The sequence below is a fragment of the Enterobacter cloacae complex sp. OE43NF genome, assembly GCF_023544405.1.
Lineage (GTDB): Bacteria > Pseudomonadota > Gammaproteobacteria > Enterobacterales > Enterobacteriaceae > Enterobacter > Enterobacter cloacae.
In genome coordinates, this window is record NZ_JAMJFW010000004.1 from 1 (window position 1) to 17935 (window position 17935).

General features: G+C 55.9%; 20 protein-coding genes and 1 CRISPR repeat array. Of the genes, 13 read left to right on the forward strand and 7 right to left on the reverse strand.

The window, feature by feature from the left end; translation table 11 throughout:
- Positions 1–41: 41 nt before the first annotated feature.
- Positions 42–489: direct repeats of the CRISPR family, unit length 28 nt; unit sequence GTGCACTGCCGTACAGGCAGCTTAGAAA.
- A 274-nt stretch (positions 490–763) separates the two neighbouring features.
- Positions 764–1033, reverse strand: coding sequence for a GrxA family glutaredoxin (locus tag M8370_RS03045; RefSeq protein ID WP_006809455.1), 270 nt, complete (start codon positions 1031–1033; stop codon positions 764–766).
- Between the two features lie 184 nt (positions 1034–1217).
- Here M8370_RS03045 and nfsA point away from each other — a divergent pair, with 184 nt between their 5' ends.
- From nfsA to M8370_RS03100, 11 genes are all read left to right on the forward strand, one after another.
- Complete coding sequence (gene nfsA, locus M8370_RS03050; RefSeq protein ID WP_013097374.1) at positions 1218–1940, forward strand: nitroreductase NfsA; 723 nt, start codon at positions 1218–1220, stop codon at positions 1938–1940.
- 51 nt (positions 1941–1991) lie between these two features.
- Positions 1992–2894: a 30S ribosomal protein S6--L-glutamate ligase gene (gene rimK / locus M8370_RS03055; protein ID WP_013097373.1), complete on the forward strand. Its 903-nt coding sequence runs from the start codon at positions 1992–1994 to the stop codon at positions 2892–2894.
- 63 nt (positions 2895–2957) lie between these two features.
- The gene (locus M8370_RS03060) at positions 2958–3434 is read left to right on the forward strand and encodes a YbjN domain-containing protein (RefSeq protein ID WP_003858385.1); all 477 of its coding nucleotides are present in this window, start codon (positions 2958–2960) and stop codon (positions 3432–3434) included.
- Positions 3435–3785: 351 nt separating this feature from the next.
- Positions 3786–4898: a spermidine/putrescine ABC transporter substrate-binding protein PotF gene (gene potF, locus M8370_RS03065; protein WP_013097372.1), complete on the forward strand. Its 1113-nt coding sequence runs from the start codon at positions 3786–3788 to the stop codon at positions 4896–4898.
- Between the two features lie 143 nt (positions 4899–5041).
- Positions 5042–6175 carry a putrescine ABC transporter ATP-binding subunit PotG gene (gene potG, locus M8370_RS03070; protein WP_013097371.1) on the forward strand — a complete coding sequence of 378 codons (1134 nt, stop codon included), beginning with the start codon at positions 5042–5044 and terminating at the stop codon, positions 6173–6175.
- 10 nt (positions 6176–6185) lie between these two features.
- Positions 6186–7139, forward strand: a complete 954-nt coding sequence (potH, locus tag M8370_RS03075; protein ID WP_020689896.1) for a putrescine ABC transporter permease PotH — start codon at positions 6186–6188, stop codon at positions 7137–7139.
- Entirely contained in the window at positions 7136–7981 is an 846-nt protein-coding gene (gene potI, locus M8370_RS03080; protein WP_013097369.1) for a putrescine ABC transporter permease PotI, read from the forward strand. The genes potH and potI overlap by 4 nt, the downstream gene beginning before the upstream one ends.
- A gap of 65 nt (positions 7982–8046) precedes the next feature.
- Complete coding sequence (locus M8370_RS03085) at positions 8047–8520, forward strand: YbjO family protein (RefSeq protein ID WP_020689898.1); 474 nt, start codon at positions 8047–8049, stop codon at positions 8518–8520.
- 40 nt (positions 8521–8560) lie between these two features.
- Positions 8561–9700 (forward strand): 23S rRNA (uracil(747)-C(5))-methyltransferase RlmC, encoded by a 1140-nt coding sequence (rlmC, locus tag M8370_RS03090; RefSeq protein ID WP_161670612.1) that lies wholly within the window; start codon positions 8561–8563, stop codon positions 9698–9700.
- A 105-nt stretch (positions 9701–9805) separates the two neighbouring features.
- Complete coding sequence (locus tag M8370_RS03095) at positions 9806–10513, forward strand: response regulator transcription factor (protein WP_029883196.1); 708 nt, start codon at positions 9806–9808, stop codon at positions 10511–10513.
- Entirely contained in the window at positions 10497–11966 is a 1470-nt protein-coding gene (locus M8370_RS03100; protein WP_048971432.1) for a sensor histidine kinase, read from the forward strand. Before M8370_RS03095 ends, M8370_RS03100 begins: the two co-directional genes overlap by 17 nt.
- Positions 11967–12052: 86 nt before the next feature.
- Here M8370_RS03100 and artJ read toward each other — a convergent pair whose 3' ends face one another.
- The 6 genes from artJ to M8370_RS03130 form a co-directional block, all read right to left on the reverse strand.
- Positions 12053–12784, reverse strand: coding sequence for an arginine ABC transporter substrate-binding protein ArtJ (artJ, locus tag M8370_RS03105; protein WP_013097364.1), 732 nt, complete (start codon positions 12782–12784; stop codon positions 12053–12055).
- A 155-nt stretch (positions 12785–12939) separates the two neighbouring features.
- Entirely contained in the window at positions 12940–13608 is a 669-nt protein-coding gene (gene artM / locus M8370_RS03110) for an arginine ABC transporter permease ArtM (protein ID WP_013097363.1), read from the reverse strand.
- Positions 13608–14324 carry an arginine ABC transporter permease ArtQ gene (gene artQ, locus M8370_RS03115; protein ID WP_013097362.1) on the reverse strand — a complete coding sequence of 239 codons (717 nt, stop codon included), beginning with the start codon at positions 14322–14324 and terminating at the stop codon, positions 13608–13610. Before artQ ends, artM begins: the two co-directional genes overlap by 1 nt.
- A 6-nt stretch (positions 14325–14330) precedes the next feature.
- Complete coding sequence (artI, locus tag M8370_RS03120; RefSeq protein ID WP_020689903.1) at positions 14331–15062, reverse strand: arginine ABC transporter substrate-binding protein ArtI; 732 nt, start codon at positions 15060–15062, stop codon at positions 14331–14333.
- A gap of 20 nt (positions 15063–15082) precedes the next feature.
- Positions 15083–15811 carry an arginine ABC transporter ATP-binding protein ArtP gene (artP, locus tag M8370_RS03125; RefSeq protein WP_013097360.1) on the reverse strand — a complete coding sequence of 243 codons (729 nt, stop codon included), beginning with the start codon at positions 15809–15811 and terminating at the stop codon, positions 15083–15085.
- Positions 15812–16037: 226 nt separating this feature from the next.
- Positions 16038–16556 carry a lipoprotein gene (locus M8370_RS03130; protein ID WP_013097359.1) on the reverse strand — a complete coding sequence of 173 codons (519 nt, stop codon included), beginning with the start codon at positions 16554–16556 and terminating at the stop codon, positions 16038–16040.
- A gap of 107 nt (positions 16557–16663) precedes the next feature.
- Between M8370_RS03130 and M8370_RS03135 the strand changes: the two genes are divergently transcribed.
- Complete coding sequence (locus M8370_RS03135) at positions 16664–16987, forward strand: heavy metal-binding domain-containing protein (protein WP_006174327.1); 324 nt, start codon at positions 16664–16666, stop codon at positions 16985–16987.
- Entirely contained in the window at positions 16984–17814 is an 831-nt protein-coding gene (locus M8370_RS03140) for an N-acetylmuramoyl-L-alanine amidase (RefSeq protein ID WP_013097358.1), read from the forward strand. The genes M8370_RS03135 and M8370_RS03140 overlap by 4 nt, the downstream gene beginning before the upstream one ends.
- Positions 17815–17935 lie beyond the last annotated feature (121 nt).

Genomic DNA, 17935 nt, shown 5'->3' on the forward strand with positions numbered 1-17935 from the left:
GCTTAGAAAGAGCTCCGCAACATGGCGGTAATCAGATCGGTGTGCACTGCCGTACAGGCAGCTTAGAAAATTACTCTATCCTTACCTGACACCCGCCCAGAGTGCACTGCCGTACAGGCAGCTTAGAAAAGATGCTGGCCAGCAGCGCGGTTACTTATGAAGTGCACTGCCGTACAGGCAGCTTAGAAAGCGAGCGTCATGCCTTTCCACTGACCTGATTGGTGCACTGCCGTACAGGCAGCTTAGAAAAGTAGGTCTGGCCGTCCCTTTTTTCAGACAGTGTGCACTGCCGTACAGGCAGCTTAGAAATTCCGGCTGCAGCTCGTTCACGACAGGGAAGTGTGCATTGCCGTACAGGCAGCTCAGAAAGCAAATAAATGGCAGCGGCAGACGGGCGGTGTGTGCACTGCCGTACAGGCAGCTTAGAAAAGCGGGAAACGAGCCAGCGCGATACTGGGTGGGTGCACTGCCGTACTGGCAGCTTAAAAAGAATTAACCGACAGTTCCGGGAGCAGAGACATTTTTACTGCCGTTCAGGAAGATTTATAGCAACCTGGCTGTCAACAATGCCGGGTGGCGCTGCGCTTACCCGGCCTACAATCGGCCAAAATTTCAAGGAAATGGTAGGGCAAAACGCAAGACGCGCACTGGATTAACAGGCTAATCCATGCTTCATATGGTTCAATTCTATTGGGTTAAGCGAAAAAGCAATGACTGGCAAATAGACAAAACCCCACGTCAGGGCGCGGGGTTTGCTTAGTGATTACTGAGCGGCAAACAGACCCAGATGTTCTTTAGCGTAAGCTTCAAAATCGGTGCAGCCGCCAATGTGTTTCTGATCGAGGAAGATCTGCGGTACGGTTTCAACCGGTTTACCCACGGTTTTTTCCAGATCGGCTTTGGTGATGCCTTCTGCGTGGATATCCACATAGCGGAAGTTAAAGTCATCACGCTCTTCAGTCAGTTTTTCAGCCAGCTCTTTTGCGCGCACACAGTAAGGACATCCTGGACGACCAAAAATTACTGCAAACATTTCTCTCTCCTCAAAAAAAAAGCCTGACGGCGAATGACACGTATAGTGCACGATAACCTGCCGTCATTAAAGTAGGTTTCGCCTGTCGCTTTAATACCCTTGAGCTATGTTTCGCCAATTACATGCCGCGCATCATTGCCTATACTGGCTGCCACACGTATTAAGCAAGACAAAGAGAGAGACGATGACGCCAACAATTGACCTGCTCCGTTCCCACCGTTCTATCCGCCACTTCACCGATGAGCCCATTACCGAGGCGCAGCGTGAGGCCATCATCGACAGCGCCAGAGCCACCTCCAGCTCCAGCTTCCTGCAGTGCAGTTCGATTATTCGTATTACCGACAAGGCCATGCGCGAGCAGCTGGTGACGCTCACGGGCGGGCAGAAGCATGTAGCCCAGGCCGCCGAGTTCTGGGTATTCTGCGCTGACTTTAACCGCCACCTGCAAATTTGCCCTGAAGCCGAGCTGGGGCTGGCAGAACAGCTGCTGCTGGGTGTGGTCGATACCGCGCTGATGGCGCAAAACGCCTTTACGGCGGCGGAATCGCTGGGATTAGGCGGCGTGTATATCGGCGGGCTGCGTAACAATATTGAAAGCGTAACCGAACTGCTGAAGCTGCCGAAGCACGTCCTGCCCCTGTTCGGTCTCTGCCTCGGCTGGCCTGCTGACAACCCGGATCTCAAGCCGCGCCTGCCTGCAGCGATGCTGGTCCATGAAAACCACTACCAGCCGGTCGACCAGGATGTTCTGAATCAATACGATGAAGAGCTGGCGCACTACTACATGACGCGCGGCAGCAATAACCGCCGCGATACCTGGAGCGACCACATCCGCCGTACCATCATTAAAGAAAATCGCCCGTTTATTCTCGATTATCTGCACAAACAGGGCTGGGCGACGCGCTAGTCCATTCGGTATGATACGCAGGCTTTTCCCATGTCTTTAGAGAGGTGCAGGGTGAAAATTGCCATTTTGTCCCGGGATGGAACGCTCTATTCATGCAAACGCCTGCGAGAAGCGGCGGCAAAACGCGGACATCAGATTGAGATCCTCGATCCGATGTCCTGCTATATGAACATTGACCCTGCAGCTTCCTCGATCCATTACAAAGGCCGCAAGCTACCGCATTTTGATGCGGTGATCCCCCGCATTGGCTCGCAGATCACCTATTACGGTACGGCCGCGCTGCGCCAGTTTGAAATGCTGGGCAGCTATCCTCTCAACGAATCTGTCGCCATTTCCCGCGCCCGGGATAAGCTGCGCTCGCTGCAGCTGCTCGCCCGCCAGGGGATCGATCTCCCGGTCACCGGCATCGCTCACTCACCGGACGACACCAGCGATCTGATCGACATGGTGGGCGGCGCGCCGCTGGTCATCAAGCTGGTGGAAGGCACACAAGGTATTGGCGTGGTGCTGGCAGAGACGCGACAGGCGGCAGAGAGCGTGATTGACGCCTTCCGCGGCCTGAATGCGCACATTCTGGTGCAGGAGTACATCGAAGAGGCCAAAGGGCGCGATATCCGCTGTTTCGTGGTGGGCAATGAGGTGGTGGCGGCCATTGAGCGTCAGGCGAAAGAGGGCGATTTTCGCTCCAACCTCCACCGGGGCGGCGTTGCGCGGGTTGCTGATATCAGCGAGCGCGAGCGGGAGATTGCCGTGAAAGCGGCGCAAACGCTGGGGCTGGACGTGGCAGGCGTAGACCTTCTGCGCGCAACGCGCGGGCCGCTGGTGATGGAAGTGAATGCCTCGCCCGGGCTGGAAGGGGTAGAAAAAACCACCGGTGTCGATATTGCAGGTAAAATGATTGCATGGATTGAGCGTCATGCCACGCCGGGCTACTGTCTTAAAACGGGTGGTTAAATGGATTACCGCGCACTTTTTGAGTACCCTATGCGAAGTTTTTACTAAAGAGGCTCCACCGCGATGGATTTACAGGTCGTTCCAACACTGGATACGTTACGTCAATGGCTTGATGATGCCGGTATCACCTTCTTTGAATGTGATTCCTGCCAGGCGCTGCATCTGCCTCACATGCAGAATTTCGACGGCATTTTTGATGCCAAAATCGATCTCATTAACGACGTGATCCTCTTCTCTGCGCTGGCAGAAGTTAAGCCATCTGCGCTGCTGGCGCTGGCCTCTGACCTCTCTGCGATCAACGCCAGTTCTTTGACGGTGAAAGCATTCCTCGATATACAGGATGATAATCTGCCAAAACTGGTCGTTTGCCAGTCTTTGTTCTCCGGCGCGGGGCTCTCCTTCAAGCAGTTCGCCTGGTTTATGCGTTTGAGTGAAGAGCAAATTTCAATGGTAATGATGGAAGCCAATGCACACCATCTGCTGTACAGCGCGGAAGACGATGCAGAGAATAATGATGCATCTCCCAATTTTCTTCACTAAGCCTGTCTGACTTTTGCGCAGTCGCTGCCAGAGCGGCTGCATAACGCCATTTATTCTGCTGCTTTTAACCTTTCTTTAAAGAATTTTTCACCTCCTCAAAGGCCATTTCGGCTTATCACGTAGACATAACCTGCATAAAAAATTGATAAAAGGCGTTTTTTCGTCTGGGCTATAGCCGGAGACACGGGCTACAGTTATTCTTGCGATGCTTAAAAAAGCGAGCGGATCCTGCCGGGTAAAGAGGTTTCTTTTTATTTTGAGCAGAGCGACAAACTATGCATGATTTTTGCATATATCCAGATTGCACAGTTTTGGTTCGTTTGTTAACGAGCTTTCAGAAGGAATAACACTATGATCGCCTTGAATAAAAAATGGTTATCGGGTCTGGTTGCGGGTGCTCTGATGGCCGTCTCTGCCGGCACGCTCGCTGCGGAACAAAAAACGCTGCATGTTTATAACTGGTCTGACTATATTGCCCCGGACACGGTGGCTAATTTTGAAAAAGAGACCGGCATTAAAGTGGTCTACGACGTGTTTGATTCCAACGAAGTGCTGGAAGGCAAACTGATGGCAGGCAGCACTGGTTTTGACCTGGTGGTACCGTCCGCAAGTTTCCTGGAGCGTCAGCTGACCGCAGGCGTTTTCCAGCCGCTGGACAAGAGCAAGTTACCAAACTGGAAAAACCTCGACCCGGAAGTGCTGAAGCTGGTCTCTAAGCATGACCCGGAGAACAAATACGCCATGCCGTATCTGTGGGCGACCACCGGTATTGGCTACAACGTGGATAAAGTCAAAGCGGCGCTGGGCCCGGACGTCAAGCTGGACAGCTGGGACGTGGTGCTGAAGCCGGAGAACCTTGCGAAGCTGAAAAGCTGCGGCGTCTCCTTCCTGGATGCCCCGGAAGAGATTTTCGCCACCGTGCTGAACTATCTCGGCAAAGATCCGAACAGCAACAAGGCGGATGACTACACCGGCCCGGCGACCGATCTGTTGCTGAAGCTGCGTCCGAATATCCGTTACTTCCACTCTTCACAGTACATTAACGACCTGGCTAACGGCGACATCTGCGTGGCAATTGGCTGGGCAGGGGACGTCTGGCAGGCGGCTAACCGCGCGAAAGAGGCGAAAAACGGCGTGAATGTCTCCTACTTCATTCCGAAAGAGGGGGCGCTGGCCTTCTTTGATGTCTTCGCCATGCCTGCCGATGCGAAAAACAAAGATGAAGCGTATCAGTTCCTAAACTACCTGATGCGTCCGGAAGTGATTGCTCATATCAGCGACCATGTCTACTACGCCAACGGTAACAAGGCCTCCTTGCCACTGATTAGCGAAGAGATCCGTAATAATCCGGCTATCTATCCGCCAGCGGATGTGTTTGCCAAGCTCTTCACCCTGAAAGTTCAGGATCCAAAAATTGACCGCGTACGTACCCGTGCGTGGACCAAGGTGAAAAGCGGGAAATAACGGCGTTTGGTAACGTTGCCCGGTGGCGCTATCGCTTACCGGGCCGACACAACCCGTAGGCCGGGCAAGCGTTCGCGCCGCCCGGCGATGCGCACCCTGACGGTGCGTTTGCACCAGTTTTGATCTATGCCGGAGAACACCCCGTGAATGACGCGATCCCCCGCCCGCAGGCGAAAGTCCGTAAAGCGCTGACCCCGCTACTTGAAATTCGTAACCTCACCAAATCTTTCGATGGCCAGCATGCCGTGGACGACGTCAGCCTGACTATCTACAAAGGCGAAATATTTGCCCTTCTCGGGGCGTCTGGTTGCGGTAAATCAACCTTGCTGCGCATGCTGGCCGGGTTTGAACAACCTACCGCCGGGCAGATTGTGCTGGATGGCGTGGATCTCTCCAGCGTACCGCCGTATCAGCGTCCGATTAACATGATGTTCCAGTCTTACGCACTGTTCCCGCATATGACGGTGGAGCAGAACATCGCGTTTGGCCTGAAGCAGGACAAGCTGCCAAAAGCCGAAATCACCGCGCGTGTGGCGGAGATGCTGAGCCTGGTGCACATGCAGGAGTTCGCGAAGCGTAAACCGCACCAGCTTTCTGGTGGTCAGCGTCAGCGAGTGGCACTGGCCCGAAGCCTGGCGAAACGCCCGAAACTGCTGCTGCTTGATGAGCCGATGGGTGCTCTGGATAAAAAACTGCGCGACCGTATGCAGCTCGAAGTGGTGGATATCCTCGAACGCGTAGGCGTGACCTGCGTGATGGTCACCCACGACCAGGAAGAGGCCATGACCATGGCCGGGCGTATCGCGATCATGAACCGCGGTAAGTTCGTGCAGATTGGCGAGCCGGAAGAGATTTATGAACACCCGACTACCCGATACAGCGCGGAGTTCATCGGCTCGGTGAATGTTTTTGAAGGGCTGCTGAAAGCGCGTGAAGAAGACGGGCTGATCATCGAATCGCCGGGGCTGCAGCATCCGCTGAAGGTCGACCCGGATAACTCCGTGGTAGACAACGTGCCGGTCTATATCGCCCTGCGACCGGAGAAAATCATGCTCTGTGAAGATCCTCCGGCCGATGGCTTTAACTTTGCCGTGGGCGAAGTGGTGCACATTGCCTATCTGGGCGATCTCTCTATCTACCACGTCCGTCTGAAGAGCGGGCAGATGCTCAGCGCCCAGTTGCAAAACGAACATCGCTACCGTAAAGGACTGCCGACCTGGGGCGACGAAGTGCGTCTGTGCTGGGATGCGGACAGTTGTGTCGTGCTGACGGTATAAGGAGCGGCCAATGAGTACACTTGAACCGCCAGCCCGCGTCGAAAAACCGGGCGGCTTTGCGCACTGGCTGGCGCGCATGCAGATGAACCACGGCCGCAAGCTGGTGATTGCCATGCCTTACGTGTGGCTGATCCTGCTGTTCATGCTGCCGTTCCTGATCGTTTTCAAGATAAGCCTGGCGGAAATGGCGCGGGCGATCCCGCCCTACACCAATCTGCTGGACTGGGCAGACGGACAGCTGACGCTGACGCTTAACCTTGGCAACTTCCTGCAGCTGACGGAAGATCCGCTTTATGTCGAAGCCTACCTGCAGTCGCTGCAGGTGGCGGCCATCTCCACGCTCTGCTGTCTGCTGATGGGCTACCCGCTGGCATGGGCGGTGGCGCACAGTAAGCCCTCGACGCGCAACATTCTGCTGCTGCTGGTGATCCTGCCGTCGTGGACCTCGTTCCTGATCCGCGTCTACGCGTGGATGGGGATCCTGAAAAATAACGGGGTGCTGAATAACTTCCTGATGTGGTTAGGGGTTATCGATCAGCCGCTGACTATTCTGCACACCAATCTCGCGGTCTATATCGGGATTGTATATGCCTACCTGCCGTTTATGGTGCTGCCGATCTATACGGCACTGACGCGTATCGACTACTCGCTGGTGGAAGCCTCGCTGGATCTGGGCGCCCGTCCGCTGAAGACTTTCTTCAGCGTGATTGTGCCGCTGACCAAAGGCGGGATTATCGCCGGGTCGATGCTGGTGTTCATTCCGGCGGTTGGGGAGTTTGTGATCCCGGAACTGCTCGGCGGCCCGGACAGCATCATGATTGGCCGCGTGTTGTGGCAGGAGTTCTTCAATAACCGCGACTGGCCGGTGGCCTCCGCGGTGGCGATCGTGATGTTGCTGCTGCTGATCGTGCCGATCATGTGGTTCCACAAGCATCAGCAGAAACAGATGGGAGACCACGGATGAACAACTTACCGGTAGTGCGCTCTCCGTGGCGAATTGCGATCCTGGTGATCGGCTTTACCTTCCTGTATGCGCCGATGCTGATGCTGGTGATCTACTCGTTCAACAGCTCCAAACTGGTCACCGTATGGGCAGGCTGGTCGACGCGCTGGTACAGCGAACTGTTTCACGACGATGCGATGATGAGTGCGGTGGGGCTGAGCCTGACCATCGCGGCGCTGGCGGCCACAATGGCCTGCGTGCTGGGCACGATTGCCGCGCTGGTGATGGTGCGCTTCGGGCGTTTTCGCGGCTCGAACGGCTTTGCCTTTATGATCACCGCGCCGCTGGTGATGCCGGACGTGATCACCGGCCTGTCGCTGCTGCTGCTATTTGTGGCGCTGGCGCATGCCATTGGCTGGCCGGCGGATCGCGGCATGCTCACGATCTGGCTGGCGCATGTGACCTTCTGTACCGCGTACGTGGCGGTGGTCATCTCCTCGCGTCTGCGCGAGCTGGATCGCTCCATTGAAGAGGCGGCGATGGATCTCGGTGCCACGCCGGTGAAGGTCTTTTTCATCATCACGCTGCCGATGATTATGCCTGCGGTGATCTCCGGCTGGCTGCTGGCCTTTACCCTGTCGCTCGACGATCTGGTGATCGCCAGCTTTGTTTCCGGGCCAGGGGCGACGACGCTGCCAATGCTGGTCTTCTCCAGCGTGCGCATGGGGGTGAACCCGGAGATCAACGCCCTGGCGTCGATTATCCTCGGCGTGGTCGGAATTGTCGGATTTATCGCCTGGTATTTGATGGCGCGCGCGGAAAAGCAGCGCGTGCGCGATATCCAGCGTGCAAGACGCGGCTGAAGGAATTATTATTTCCAGTGATGTGCCGCGCATGACGCGGCACTGTTTTTCAGGGAAGTAAAACATTGGGATTATTAAAAAAATCACGTCTTACGCACGCTCGTCCAAACGTACCTGCGCTGGTGCAGGTGGCGGCGCTCGCTATTATTATGATCCGCTGTCTTGATGTACTGATGATCCTCAACACCCTGGGGGCGCGCGGCATCGGTGAGTTCATTCACCGCAGCGTGCAAACCTGGAACCTCACGCTGGTATTCCTCAGCAGCCTTGTGCTGGTGTTTATCGAAATCTACTGCGCGTTTTCGCTGGTTAAAGGGCGCAACTGGGCGCGCTGGGTCTATCTGCTGACGCAGGTGACCGCCGCCAGCTATCTGTGGGCCGCCTCGCTGGGCTATGGTTATCCGGAGCTGTTCAGCATTGCCGGTGGATCCAAACGTGAGATCTTCCATGCGCTGGTCATGCAGAAATTACCCGATATGCTGGTGCTCCTGCTGCTCTTTGCTCCAGCCTCAAGCCGGCGGTTCTTCCGCCTGCAATAATGTGTATAATCGCAGCCCTCGTTATTCTTAAGGTTTTCCTATGCAGTGCGCACTCTATGACGCCGGACGCTGCCGCTCCTGTCAGTGGATAGAACAGCCGGTCTCTCAACAACTCACCGCCAAAATGGCCGACCTGCAACACCTGCTGGCTGAACATGCGGTGGGCGAGTGGTGCGCCCCCGTCAGCGGCCCGGAGCAGGGTTTTCGTAATAAAGCCAAAATGGTGGTCAGCGGCAGCGTAGAAAAACCGCTGTTGGGCATGCTGCATCGCGACGGCACGCCGGAAGATCTCACCGGCTGCCCGCTTTATCCTGCCTCGTTTGAGCCGGTCTTCGCGGCACTCAAACCGTTTATTGCCCGCGCGGGGTTAACGCCTTATAACGTCGCCCGTAAGCGCGGCGAGCTGAAATATCTCCTCCTGACCGAGAGCCAGATGGACGGCGGTATGATGCTGCGTTTCGTGCTGCGCTCGCAAGCCAAGCTGGAACAACTGCGCGCGGCGCTGCCGTGGCTGCAGGAGCAGCTTCCGCAACTGAAGGTCATTACCGCCAATATTCAGCCGGTGCATATGGCGATTATGGAGGGGGAGACAGAGATCTTCTTCACCGGGCAGCATGCACTGGCGGAAACGTTCAACGACGTGCCGCTGTGGATCCGCCCGCAAAGTTTCTTCCAGACCAACCCGACGGTGGCGAGTGCGTTATATGCCACCGCCCGCGACTGGGTGAGGGCGTTAAACATCCATCATATGTGGGATCTGTTCTGCGGTGTCGGGGGCTTTGGTCTGCACTGCGCCACGCCTGAGATGCAGCTGACCGGGATTGAGATCGCCGCCGAAGCGATTGCCTGCGCGAAACAGTCTGCCGCTGAGCTCGGATTAACCAATCTGCACTTCCAGGCGCTGGACTCCACGCAGTTCGCGACCGGCCAGGGCAACGTACCGGAGCTGGTGCTGGTCAACCCGCCGCGCCGGGGCATTGGCAAGGCGCTGTGCGACTATCTGAGCCAGATGGCGCCGGATTACATTATTTACTCCAGTTGCAACGCCCGTACCATGGCGACAGATATCGCTCACCTGCCGGGCTACCGCATTGAACGCGTTCAGCTTTTCGATATGTTCCCGCATACCGCGCATTATGAAGTGTTGACGTTGTTAACCCGCATCCCGGGTAAGGCGTAGCCGCCACCCGGCATGACATCCGCAAAATCTTCAACAAAATGTGAACTCTTCAACCCTGCGAAATCAGGTAAGCTTACGTCATAAGAGATGAAATAAGGCTTACCCATGAAGCAGATCCTGCTGGTGGAAGATGACCACGATATCGCGGCACTTCTGCGACTCAATTTAGAAGATGAAGGCTACATCATCACCCACGAGCCCGACGGCGGCAACGCGTTACAGTGCCTTGAAAAACAGCCGTGGGACGCGGTGATCCTCGATCTCATGCTCCCCAACGTCGACGGCCTGGAGATTTGCCGTCGTATTCGCCAGATGACCCGCTACCTGCCGGTGATCATTATTAGCGCCCGCAGCAGCGAAACCGATCGGATCACCGGCCTGGAAACCGGCGCGGATGATTATCTGGCAAAGCCGTTCTCGGTGCAGGAGCTGATTGCGCGCATTAAGGCGCTGTTCCGCCGCCAGCAGGCGATGGGGCAGGCGCAGAGTGCCGGGAATATTCAGGCGCATGGCCTGACAATCGACCCGCTGGCCCGCAGCGTGCTGCTTCACGGCCAGATAGTGGATCTCACCCCGCGCGAGTTTGAACTGCTGTACTTCTTTGCCCGCCATCCTGGCGAGGTCTTCTCGCGTCTGGCGCTGCTGGAGCAGGTGTGGGGCTATCAGCACGAAGGTTACGAGCATACCGTTAACACCCATATCAACCGCCTGCGCATCAAGATTGAAAAAGACGCTGCCGAGCCGGAGATCATTCGCACCGTCTGGGGCAAAGGTTATAAATTTGCGGAGCCGCACCATGATGCGCCGCTTTAGCCTGAGCCAGCGCCTGACGCTGCTGTTCATTTTATTGATGATGCTCTGTGCCGCCGTCGCCTGCGCCGTCCAGCTCTACAGCAGCATGCAGTATGGTAACGCCATGGTTCAGCGTCTCTCTGGCGGCCTGGCGCAACAGATCGTGCAGCGCGAACCAATTCTGAACGCCCAGGGCAGGGTCGACCGTACCGCGCTGAAACCGCTCTTTGACAGGCTGATGACCTTCAACCCGAGCGTGGAACTGTACGTCGTCTCCCCGGATGGCGATATCCTGGCCGATGCCGCCCCGCCGGGCCATATTCAGCGACAAAGCATCAATCTCGCGCCGGTACAGGAGTTCCTCAGCGGTGCGGCCATGCCGGTTTTTGGCGACGATCCGCGTAGCCAGAACAAGAAAGTGTTCAGCGCGACGCCGTTACGTCAGGACGGCGAGCTTAAAGGCTATCTGTATATTATTTTACAGGGCGAGGAGTCGAACGCGCTGGCGGACATGGCCTGGCACAAGGCGCTGTGGAGTACGGTGCTCTGGTCGATGCTGTGGGTGGCGCTGTTTGGCCTGCTGGCGGGCTTACTGATCTGGTACTGGGTCACGCGTCCGGTTAAACGATTGACGCGTGAAGTGGCCGGGCTGGAGCATGACAGCATGAGCGCGATACGCGCGCTGGCGGTCCAACAGCCGGATGTGGCAGCAAAAGATGAAGTGGCGCTCCTGCGTAACAGTTTTATCGAGCTGGCACGCAAAATCACCCAGCAGTGGGATCAGCTGGCCGACAGCGACCGCCAGCGCCGGGAGTTTATCGCCAATATTTCCCACGACTTACGCACGCCGCTGACCTCGCTGCTGGGCTATCTGGAGACGCTGTCGCTGAAATCCGCCACACTGACGCCGCAGGAGCATCAGCAATACCTCGCCACGGCGTTGCGTCAGGGGCAAAAGGTGCGTCACCTGTCACAGCAGCTGTTTGAGCTTGCGCGTCTTGAGCACGGCGGCATCAAGCCCCAGCGCGAGCGTTTTGCGATGGGAGAGCTTATTTCCGACGTGGCGCAAAAGTTTGAGCTCACGGCTCGCACGCGCGAGCTTCAGCTCCAGATAGACGTTCCCGGGCCGCTGCCGCTGGTGTATGCCGATGTCTCGATGATAGAGCGCGTGGTGACCAATCTGCTGGATAACGCCATCCGCCATACCCCCACCGGCGGCAAGATCCGTCTCGCCGTATGGCAGGAGAATGAAAAGCTACAGGTTGAGGTGGCCGATTCAGGAACCGGTGTGGATGCCGCGCTGCGCGACGATCTGTTCCAGCGGCCTTCAGCGTTGAATCCGCAGGCAACGCGGGAGAATCGCGGTGGGTTAGGGCTGTTGATTGTCAAACGGATGCTGGAACTACACGGGGGAGGGATCAGGCTGATGGAGTCGGTGAGCGGGGCGCGGTTCAGGTTCTTCGTGCCGTTGTGAGAGAGTGCCGGGTGGCGCTGCGCTTACCCGGCCTACAACTCCCCCCGTAGGCCGGGTAAGGCGAAGCCGTCACCCGGCAAAAAAAGTTACTGCGGGAACCACTGGTCGCTGATTTTCTGATACGTACCGTCAGCTTTAATCGCCTTCAGCGCGCCGTTCAGTTTGGCCAGCAACGCTTTGTTATCCGGACGCACCGCAATGCCCAGACCCGTACCGAAGTACTGCGGATCGGTCACTTTTTCGGTTGCCGTACCGAGCTGCGGGTTGGTTTTCAGCCATTCGTTGACGACCGCGGTGTCACCAAATACGCCATCGATACGGCCGTTTTTCAGGTCGATAATCGCGTTCTGGTAGCTGTCATAGGCCACGGTTTTCACTTCAGGATGTTTGTCCTGCAGGTACTTCTGGTGCGTGGTGCCGTTTTCCATCCCGATGCGCTTGCCTTTCAGCTCATCAAAGGATTTATAAGCCCCTTTCTTCGCGATGACCACCGCCGAGTTGGCGTAGTACGGGTCGGTGAAGGCCACCTGCTTGCTACGCTCTGGCGTGATGTCCATACCGGAGATCACCGCGTCGTATTTTTTAAATTTCAGGGACGGGATCAGGCTGTCAAAGGCATGGTTGGTAAAGGTGCAGTCGGCCTGCATCTGTTTGCACAGCGCTTTTGCCAGATCGATATCAAAACCCACGATCTGGTTGCTGGCATCCAGCGATTCAAATGGTGGATACGTGGCAGAAACGCCGAAATTGATTTTATCGGCAGCCGTTGCGCCTGCGGCAAACGTTGCCAGTAATGCGGCCAGAACTAACTTTTTCATTGTAATACTCCCGTCTGTAGGTCTTATGAAAGTACAATGCCACTTAATGAATTTATATTCAATATAAATGATTAAATATTTATTGTGGAATAAAAAAAAGCGGATAACCCATCAGGTTACCCGCTTTATCAATACCGTTTTATGCATTTATGTGATTAATTTCTGCGCTCAAATGCCAGCGCTTTACGCTCGATCAGGCGCATCATCAACGTCAACAGTCCGTTAACCACCAGATACACCACGCCTGCCGCGCCAAACACCATCACATCGTAGGTGCGTCCATACAGCAGTTGCCCGTGGCCCATCACTTCCATCAGGGTGATGGTGTAGGCCAGCGAGGTACTCTTGAACACCAGCACCACTTCGTTGGAGTAAGAGGAGAGGGCACGCTTAAAGGCGTACGGCAGCAAAATGGCCAGCGTATCTTTTTTGCTCATGCCGAGCGCGCCGCAGGACTGCCATTGTCCTTCCGGAATGGCGCGGATCGCTCCGTAGAACAGCTGAGTGGTGTAGGCGGCGCTGTTCAGTGAAAGGGCGATCAGGGCACACAGCCACGGCTCAGAGAGCAGATGCCAGATAACCGGATACTCCTGTAGCGACGGGAACTGGCCCGGGCCGTAGTAAATCAGGAAGATCTGCACCAGCAGCGGCGTACCGGTAAAGAGGGTGATATAGCCGCGCACAATCCACACCAGCACCGGCGTTTTCAGCGTCAGGATGATGGTAAAGATCAGCGCCAGGATCAGCGCCACGATGATGGACGCCACGGTCAACGTCAGGCTGGTGTGCAGCCCTTTCATCAGCTCGGGTAAATAGTCCAGCATCAGCCTGGTCTCCGTTCAAAGCGCGTCGCACGCAGGTCAATACGCTTAAGGATGTACTGACTCAGCAACGTGATCACCAGGTAGATAGCCGCCGCCACAATGTACCAGGTAAACGGCTCCTGGGTGCGGGTAGCGATGCTTTTGGTCTGCAACATTAAATCGTTAACGCTTATCAGGCTCACCAGCGCCGTATCTTTCAGCAGCACCAGCCACTGGTTCCCTAAACCCGGCAGGGCATGACGCCACATCTGCGGCATCACCAGGCGGAAGAAGATCGCCGCTTTCGACATTCCCAGCGCCTGGCCAGATTCCCATTGTCCTTGCGGTACCGCTTTCAGCGCACCGCGCAGGGTTTGCGACGCGTACGCAGAATAGAGCAGGGAAAGGGCAATGACGCCACAGAGGAACGGGCTGACGTCGAAGTTTTCAATCTGCATCTGCACCGGGATCTGCACGACACCAAGATTGAGGGTAAAGCCGTCCGACAGCGTGAGCAGCAGCTGTGAGGAACCGAAATAGATAAACAGGACCACCAGAATCTCCGGTAGCCCACGCAGCACGGTGACCAGCGCGGAGCCGGTCCAGGCGACAGGGAACCATTTTGCAGATTCCCATACCGCAAAGAACATCGCCAGCACCAGGCCGATAATCAGTGCGCAAACGGCAAGGCCGACGGTCATCCCGGCGGCGCTTGCTAAAGGAAGAATTTCATTCATCAGGAATTACTTCTGGAACCATTTTTTATAGATGGTTTCGTAGGTGCCGTCTTTCTTCACTTTTTCCAGCGCAGCGTTGAATTTCTGCTGCAGCTCAGTGTTGCCCTGACGAACGGCAATCCCCAGACCTGTGCCGAAGTAGTCCTTGTCGGTCACTTTGTCGCCCACTGGCGCGAGTTTATCGTTGGCTTTCAGCCATTCGGTTACTACCGCGGTGTCACCAAACACGCCATCGATACGGCCGTTCTGCAGATCCAGCTTCGCGTTCTGGTAGCTGTCGTAAGGCACGGTGGTGATTTCCGGATGTTTATCCATGATGAATTTCTGGTGCGTGGTGCCGTTCTGTACGCCCACTTTTTTGCCTTTCAGCTGGTCAACAGAGGTAAATTTCCCTTTCTGACCAATAAACAGGGCGGAGTTGTCATAGTACGGCGTGGTGAACAGCACCTGCTTTTCACGCTCTGGGGTGATGTCCATACCGGCCATCACGGCGTCGATACGGCGGAACTTCAGGCTTGGGATCAGGCTGTCAAACGCCTGGTTGCTGAAGGTACAGGTCGCGTCGATCTCTTTACACAGCGCGTTAGCCAGATCGACATCGAAGCCCACAATCTTGTTGTTGGCGTCGATAGATTCAAACGGAGGATAGGACGCTTCGGTGGCGAAACGGATGGTCTGGGCTGCGGTAGCGGAAAGGCTGACGCTAGCGAGCAGCGCGGCAATCAATACTTTTTTCATTATCATTTTCCCTGGCACTCTCAGTGAGATAAGTAGTTTTTGAAGGCATCGGTTTGCGGGTTGGTAAAGCAACTCGCATCACCTTGCTCAACGATATACCCGTTTTCCATGTAGACCACACGGCTGGCGGTTTTACGCGCCACTTCCACTTCATGGGTGACGATGACCTGAGTAATGTTGGTTTCCGCCAGCTCACGAATGATGCTCACGATCTGGGCGGTGATTTCCGGGTCCAGCGCAGCGGTCGGCTCATCAAACAGCAGTACCGCTGGCTCCATCATCAGCGCACGGGCAATCGCCACACGCTGTTGTTGACCCCCGGAGAGGTGCAGCGGATAACGATCGCTGTAGGGCTTAAGGCGCAGACGCTCCAGCAGCTTTTCAGCACGCGCCATCGCCTGATCCTTGCTCAAACCGAGAACGCGGCAGGGCGCTTCAATCAGGTTTTGCAGGACGGTCAGGTGCGGCCAGAGGTTGTATTGCTGGAAGACCATGCCAACGTTTTGACGCAGTTCACGAATCGCTTTATCGGACGGCGTTTTCGCAAAATCAAAGTGGTTACCGGCGATAGCCAGCGTTCCTGAACGGGGCATTTCAAGCAGATTAAGGACACGCAAAAGAGAACTTTTACCCGCGCCACTTGGGCCAAGCAAAACCAGCGTTTCGCCTTCCGGGCACTCCAGCGTGATGTCGAACAGCGCCTGGTGTGCGCCGTAGAAGCAGTTAATGCCGTTTAGTTTAATACTCATCGGGGCAGTCTTTACTCATCCAGGCAATCTATAGCAATTGAGGCCGCAGATAGTACCGTTGACAGAATAGTTATGCAATATTTCTGCGTTAAAAGTTAAATATAACCCGTAATACCCCTTAAACATAGCACAAAATAGCGAAGCCCAAGGTCGGCGAGTATAAATGTCGGCATTCCGCATGAAATGCCGCACATTTTTCGGGGTTTACAATTCTGAAACAGTGGGTTTAGCGATTCTCAATCGACTGGCGAAGCGTGCCTGCCGGGGCATGTACGCTCCCGCCGATATAGCGTACGTCATCCACCGCCCAGCACTGGCCTTCGCGGATCATCAGCACTTCATCCTGCCAGGTTTGGGTGCCCTGGGTCAGCTTCACGCGCAGGGGGATGTTACGCGCATCGGTGTTCGGGATGGTCGAGGCGCTGGCCACCTCGGCGCTGTCCGGCAACGTCGTGCGACTGGAGAACGGATCGGATTTCAGCAGCGCGTTGTGCTGCGGATCGCGCGTGGCATCGTTCAGCAGTTTTGCCAGCCCATCGCTCAGATACGGACGCAGGCCGGTGAGATCGTTGCTGCGGTGTTGAATGCGATAATCATAGAACTGTTGCGCCACGGTATCCGGGCCGCCCTCTATACAGGGGCCGCTGCGGGTACCGATATCCTTAAAGGCTGGCGTGACCGTGGTGGTACACGCGCTGAGCACCAGCGCGCAGGGCACCAAAAGCGTTAAAGCAGAGTAGCGCATGTTGATTTCCTTATTTATTAACTATCCTTTCAATCATAGCGTAACGAACCGATAATGCTGGTGAAGTTATGGGCTAAGGCATTGAACGCTAAAGAAGGAGAGAAACCATGCAGTTTTCAACAACGCCAACCCTGGAAGGGCAGCCGATTACCGAGTATTGCGGTGTGGTCACGGGCGAAGCCATTCTGGGGGCCAACATTTTTCGCGATTTCTTTGCCGGTATCCGCGATATCGTCGGCGGCCGCTCTGGCGCGTATGAAAAAGAGCTGCGTAAAGCCCGGGAAATCGCCTTTAAGGAGCTGGGCGAACAGGCCAAAGCACTGGGGGCGGATGCGGTTGTGGGGATTGATATCGACTACGAAACCGTCGGTAAAGATGCCAGCATGCTGATGGTGAGCGTAAGCGGTACGGCGGTGAAAACCCGTCGATGAAACGCGCGTTTTCAACACTCCTGCTGGCGCTGTTGCTGGCAGGGTGCGCCACGGAAAAAGGCATTGTGGATAAAGGCGCCTATGAACTGGATACCCGCCACCAGGCGCAGGCGGCCTATCCGCGCATCAAGGTGCTGGTTATCCACTATACGGCGGATGACTTTGACAGTTCGCTGGCCACGCTGACGGACAAGAACGTCAGCTCCCACTATTTGATCCCGGCGAAGCCGCCCGCGCCGGACGGTAAACCGCGCATCTGGCAGCTGGTTCCCGAGAACGAACTGGCCTGGCATGCGGGTATCAGCTTCTGGCGCGGCACCAACCGTATTAATGATACGTCGGTTGGCATTGAGCTTGAGAATCGCGGCTGGCAAAAAACGGCCGGAGTAAAACACTTTTCGCCGTTCGAACCCGCGCAAATTGCGGCCCTGGTACCGCTCGCAAAAGACATTATTGCCCGCTATCACATTAAACCCGAGAACGTGGTGGCCCATGCGGATATCGCGCCTCAGCGCAAGGACGATCCCGGTCCGCTGTTCCCGTGGCGCGAGCTTGCAGAGCAGGGGATTGGCGCCTGGCCCGACGCGTCCCGGGTGGCGTTCTATATGAACGGGCGGCCACGGTATCAGGCCGTGGAGACCGCAGCGTTACTTGATTTGCTCGCGCGTTACGGTTACGAGGTTCCCGACAACAGCACCCCCGCTCAGCAGAAGCGCATCATTATGGTCTTCCAGATGCACTTCAGGCCGCAGCTGTGGAACGGCGTGGCAGATGTGGAAACGCTGGCCATTGCCGAAGCACTTTTAGAGAAATACGGGCAGGGGTAATCCTTCGGGATTAACCCGAATGCCTCGTTTTTGTGAGCATGATCATAAGATTAATCTTAAGTACATTCTCAATTCATTTTAAGTAAATTGATTTAAAATCGCCCTCATCTAAGATTGATTC

What these genes read in the sequence shown, in the direction of transcription:
- potI (WP_013097369.1), top strand. Translation starts at nt 7,136, where the DNA reads ATGAACAACTTACCGGTAGTGCGCTCTCCGTGGCGAATTGCGATCCTG.
- artM (WP_013097363.1), bottom strand. Translation starts at nt 13,608, where the DNA reads ATGCTGGACTATTTACCCGAGCTGATGAAAGGGCTGCACACCAGCCTG.
- M8370_RS03140 (WP_013097358.1), top strand. Translation starts at nt 16,984, where the DNA reads ATGAAACGCGCGTTTTCAACACTCCTGCTGGCGCTGTTGCTGGCAGGG.
- artJ (WP_013097364.1), bottom strand. Translation starts at nt 12,784, where the DNA reads ATGAAAAAGTTAGTTCTGGCCGCATTACTGGCAACGTTTGCCGCAGGC.
- potH (WP_020689896.1), top strand. Translation starts at nt 6,186, where the DNA reads ATGAGTACACTTGAACCGCCAGCCCGCGTCGAAAAACCGGGCGGCTTT.
- nfsA (WP_013097374.1), top strand. Translation starts at nt 1,218, where the DNA reads ATGACGCCAACAATTGACCTGCTCCGTTCCCACCGTTCTATCCGCCAC.
- M8370_RS03130 (WP_013097359.1), bottom strand. Translation starts at nt 16,556, where the DNA reads ATGCGCTACTCTGCTTTAACGCTTTTGGTGCCCTGCGCGCTGGTGCTC.
- M8370_RS03060 (WP_003858385.1), top strand. Translation starts at nt 2,958, where the DNA reads ATGGATTTACAGGTCGTTCCAACACTGGATACGTTACGTCAATGGCTT.
- M8370_RS03045 (WP_006809455.1), bottom strand. Translation starts at nt 1,033, where the DNA reads ATGTTTGCAGTAATTTTTGGTCGTCCAGGATGTCCTTACTGTGTGCGC.
- M8370_RS03095 (WP_029883196.1), top strand. Translation starts at nt 9,806, where the DNA reads ATGAAGCAGATCCTGCTGGTGGAAGATGACCACGATATCGCGGCACTT.
- M8370_RS03135 (WP_006174327.1), top strand. Translation starts at nt 16,664, where the DNA reads ATGCAGTTTTCAACAACGCCAACCCTGGAAGGGCAGCCGATTACCGAG.
- artP (WP_013097360.1), bottom strand. Translation starts at nt 15,811, where the DNA reads ATGAGTATTAAACTAAACGGCATTAACTGCTTCTACGGCGCACACCAG.
- potF (WP_013097372.1), top strand. Translation starts at nt 3,786, where the DNA reads ATGATCGCCTTGAATAAAAAATGGTTATCGGGTCTGGTTGCGGGTGCT.
- M8370_RS03100 (WP_048971432.1), top strand. Translation starts at nt 10,497, where the DNA reads ATGATGCGCCGCTTTAGCCTGAGCCAGCGCCTGACGCTGCTGTTCATT.
- rlmC (WP_161670612.1), top strand. Translation starts at nt 8,561, where the DNA reads ATGCAGTGCGCACTCTATGACGCCGGACGCTGCCGCTCCTGTCAGTGG.
- artI (WP_020689903.1), bottom strand. Translation starts at nt 15,062, where the DNA reads ATGAAAAAAGTATTGATTGCCGCGCTGCTCGCTAGCGTCAGCCTTTCC.
- artQ (WP_013097362.1), bottom strand. Translation starts at nt 14,324, where the DNA reads ATGAATGAAATTCTTCCTTTAGCAAGCGCCGCCGGGATGACCGTCGGC.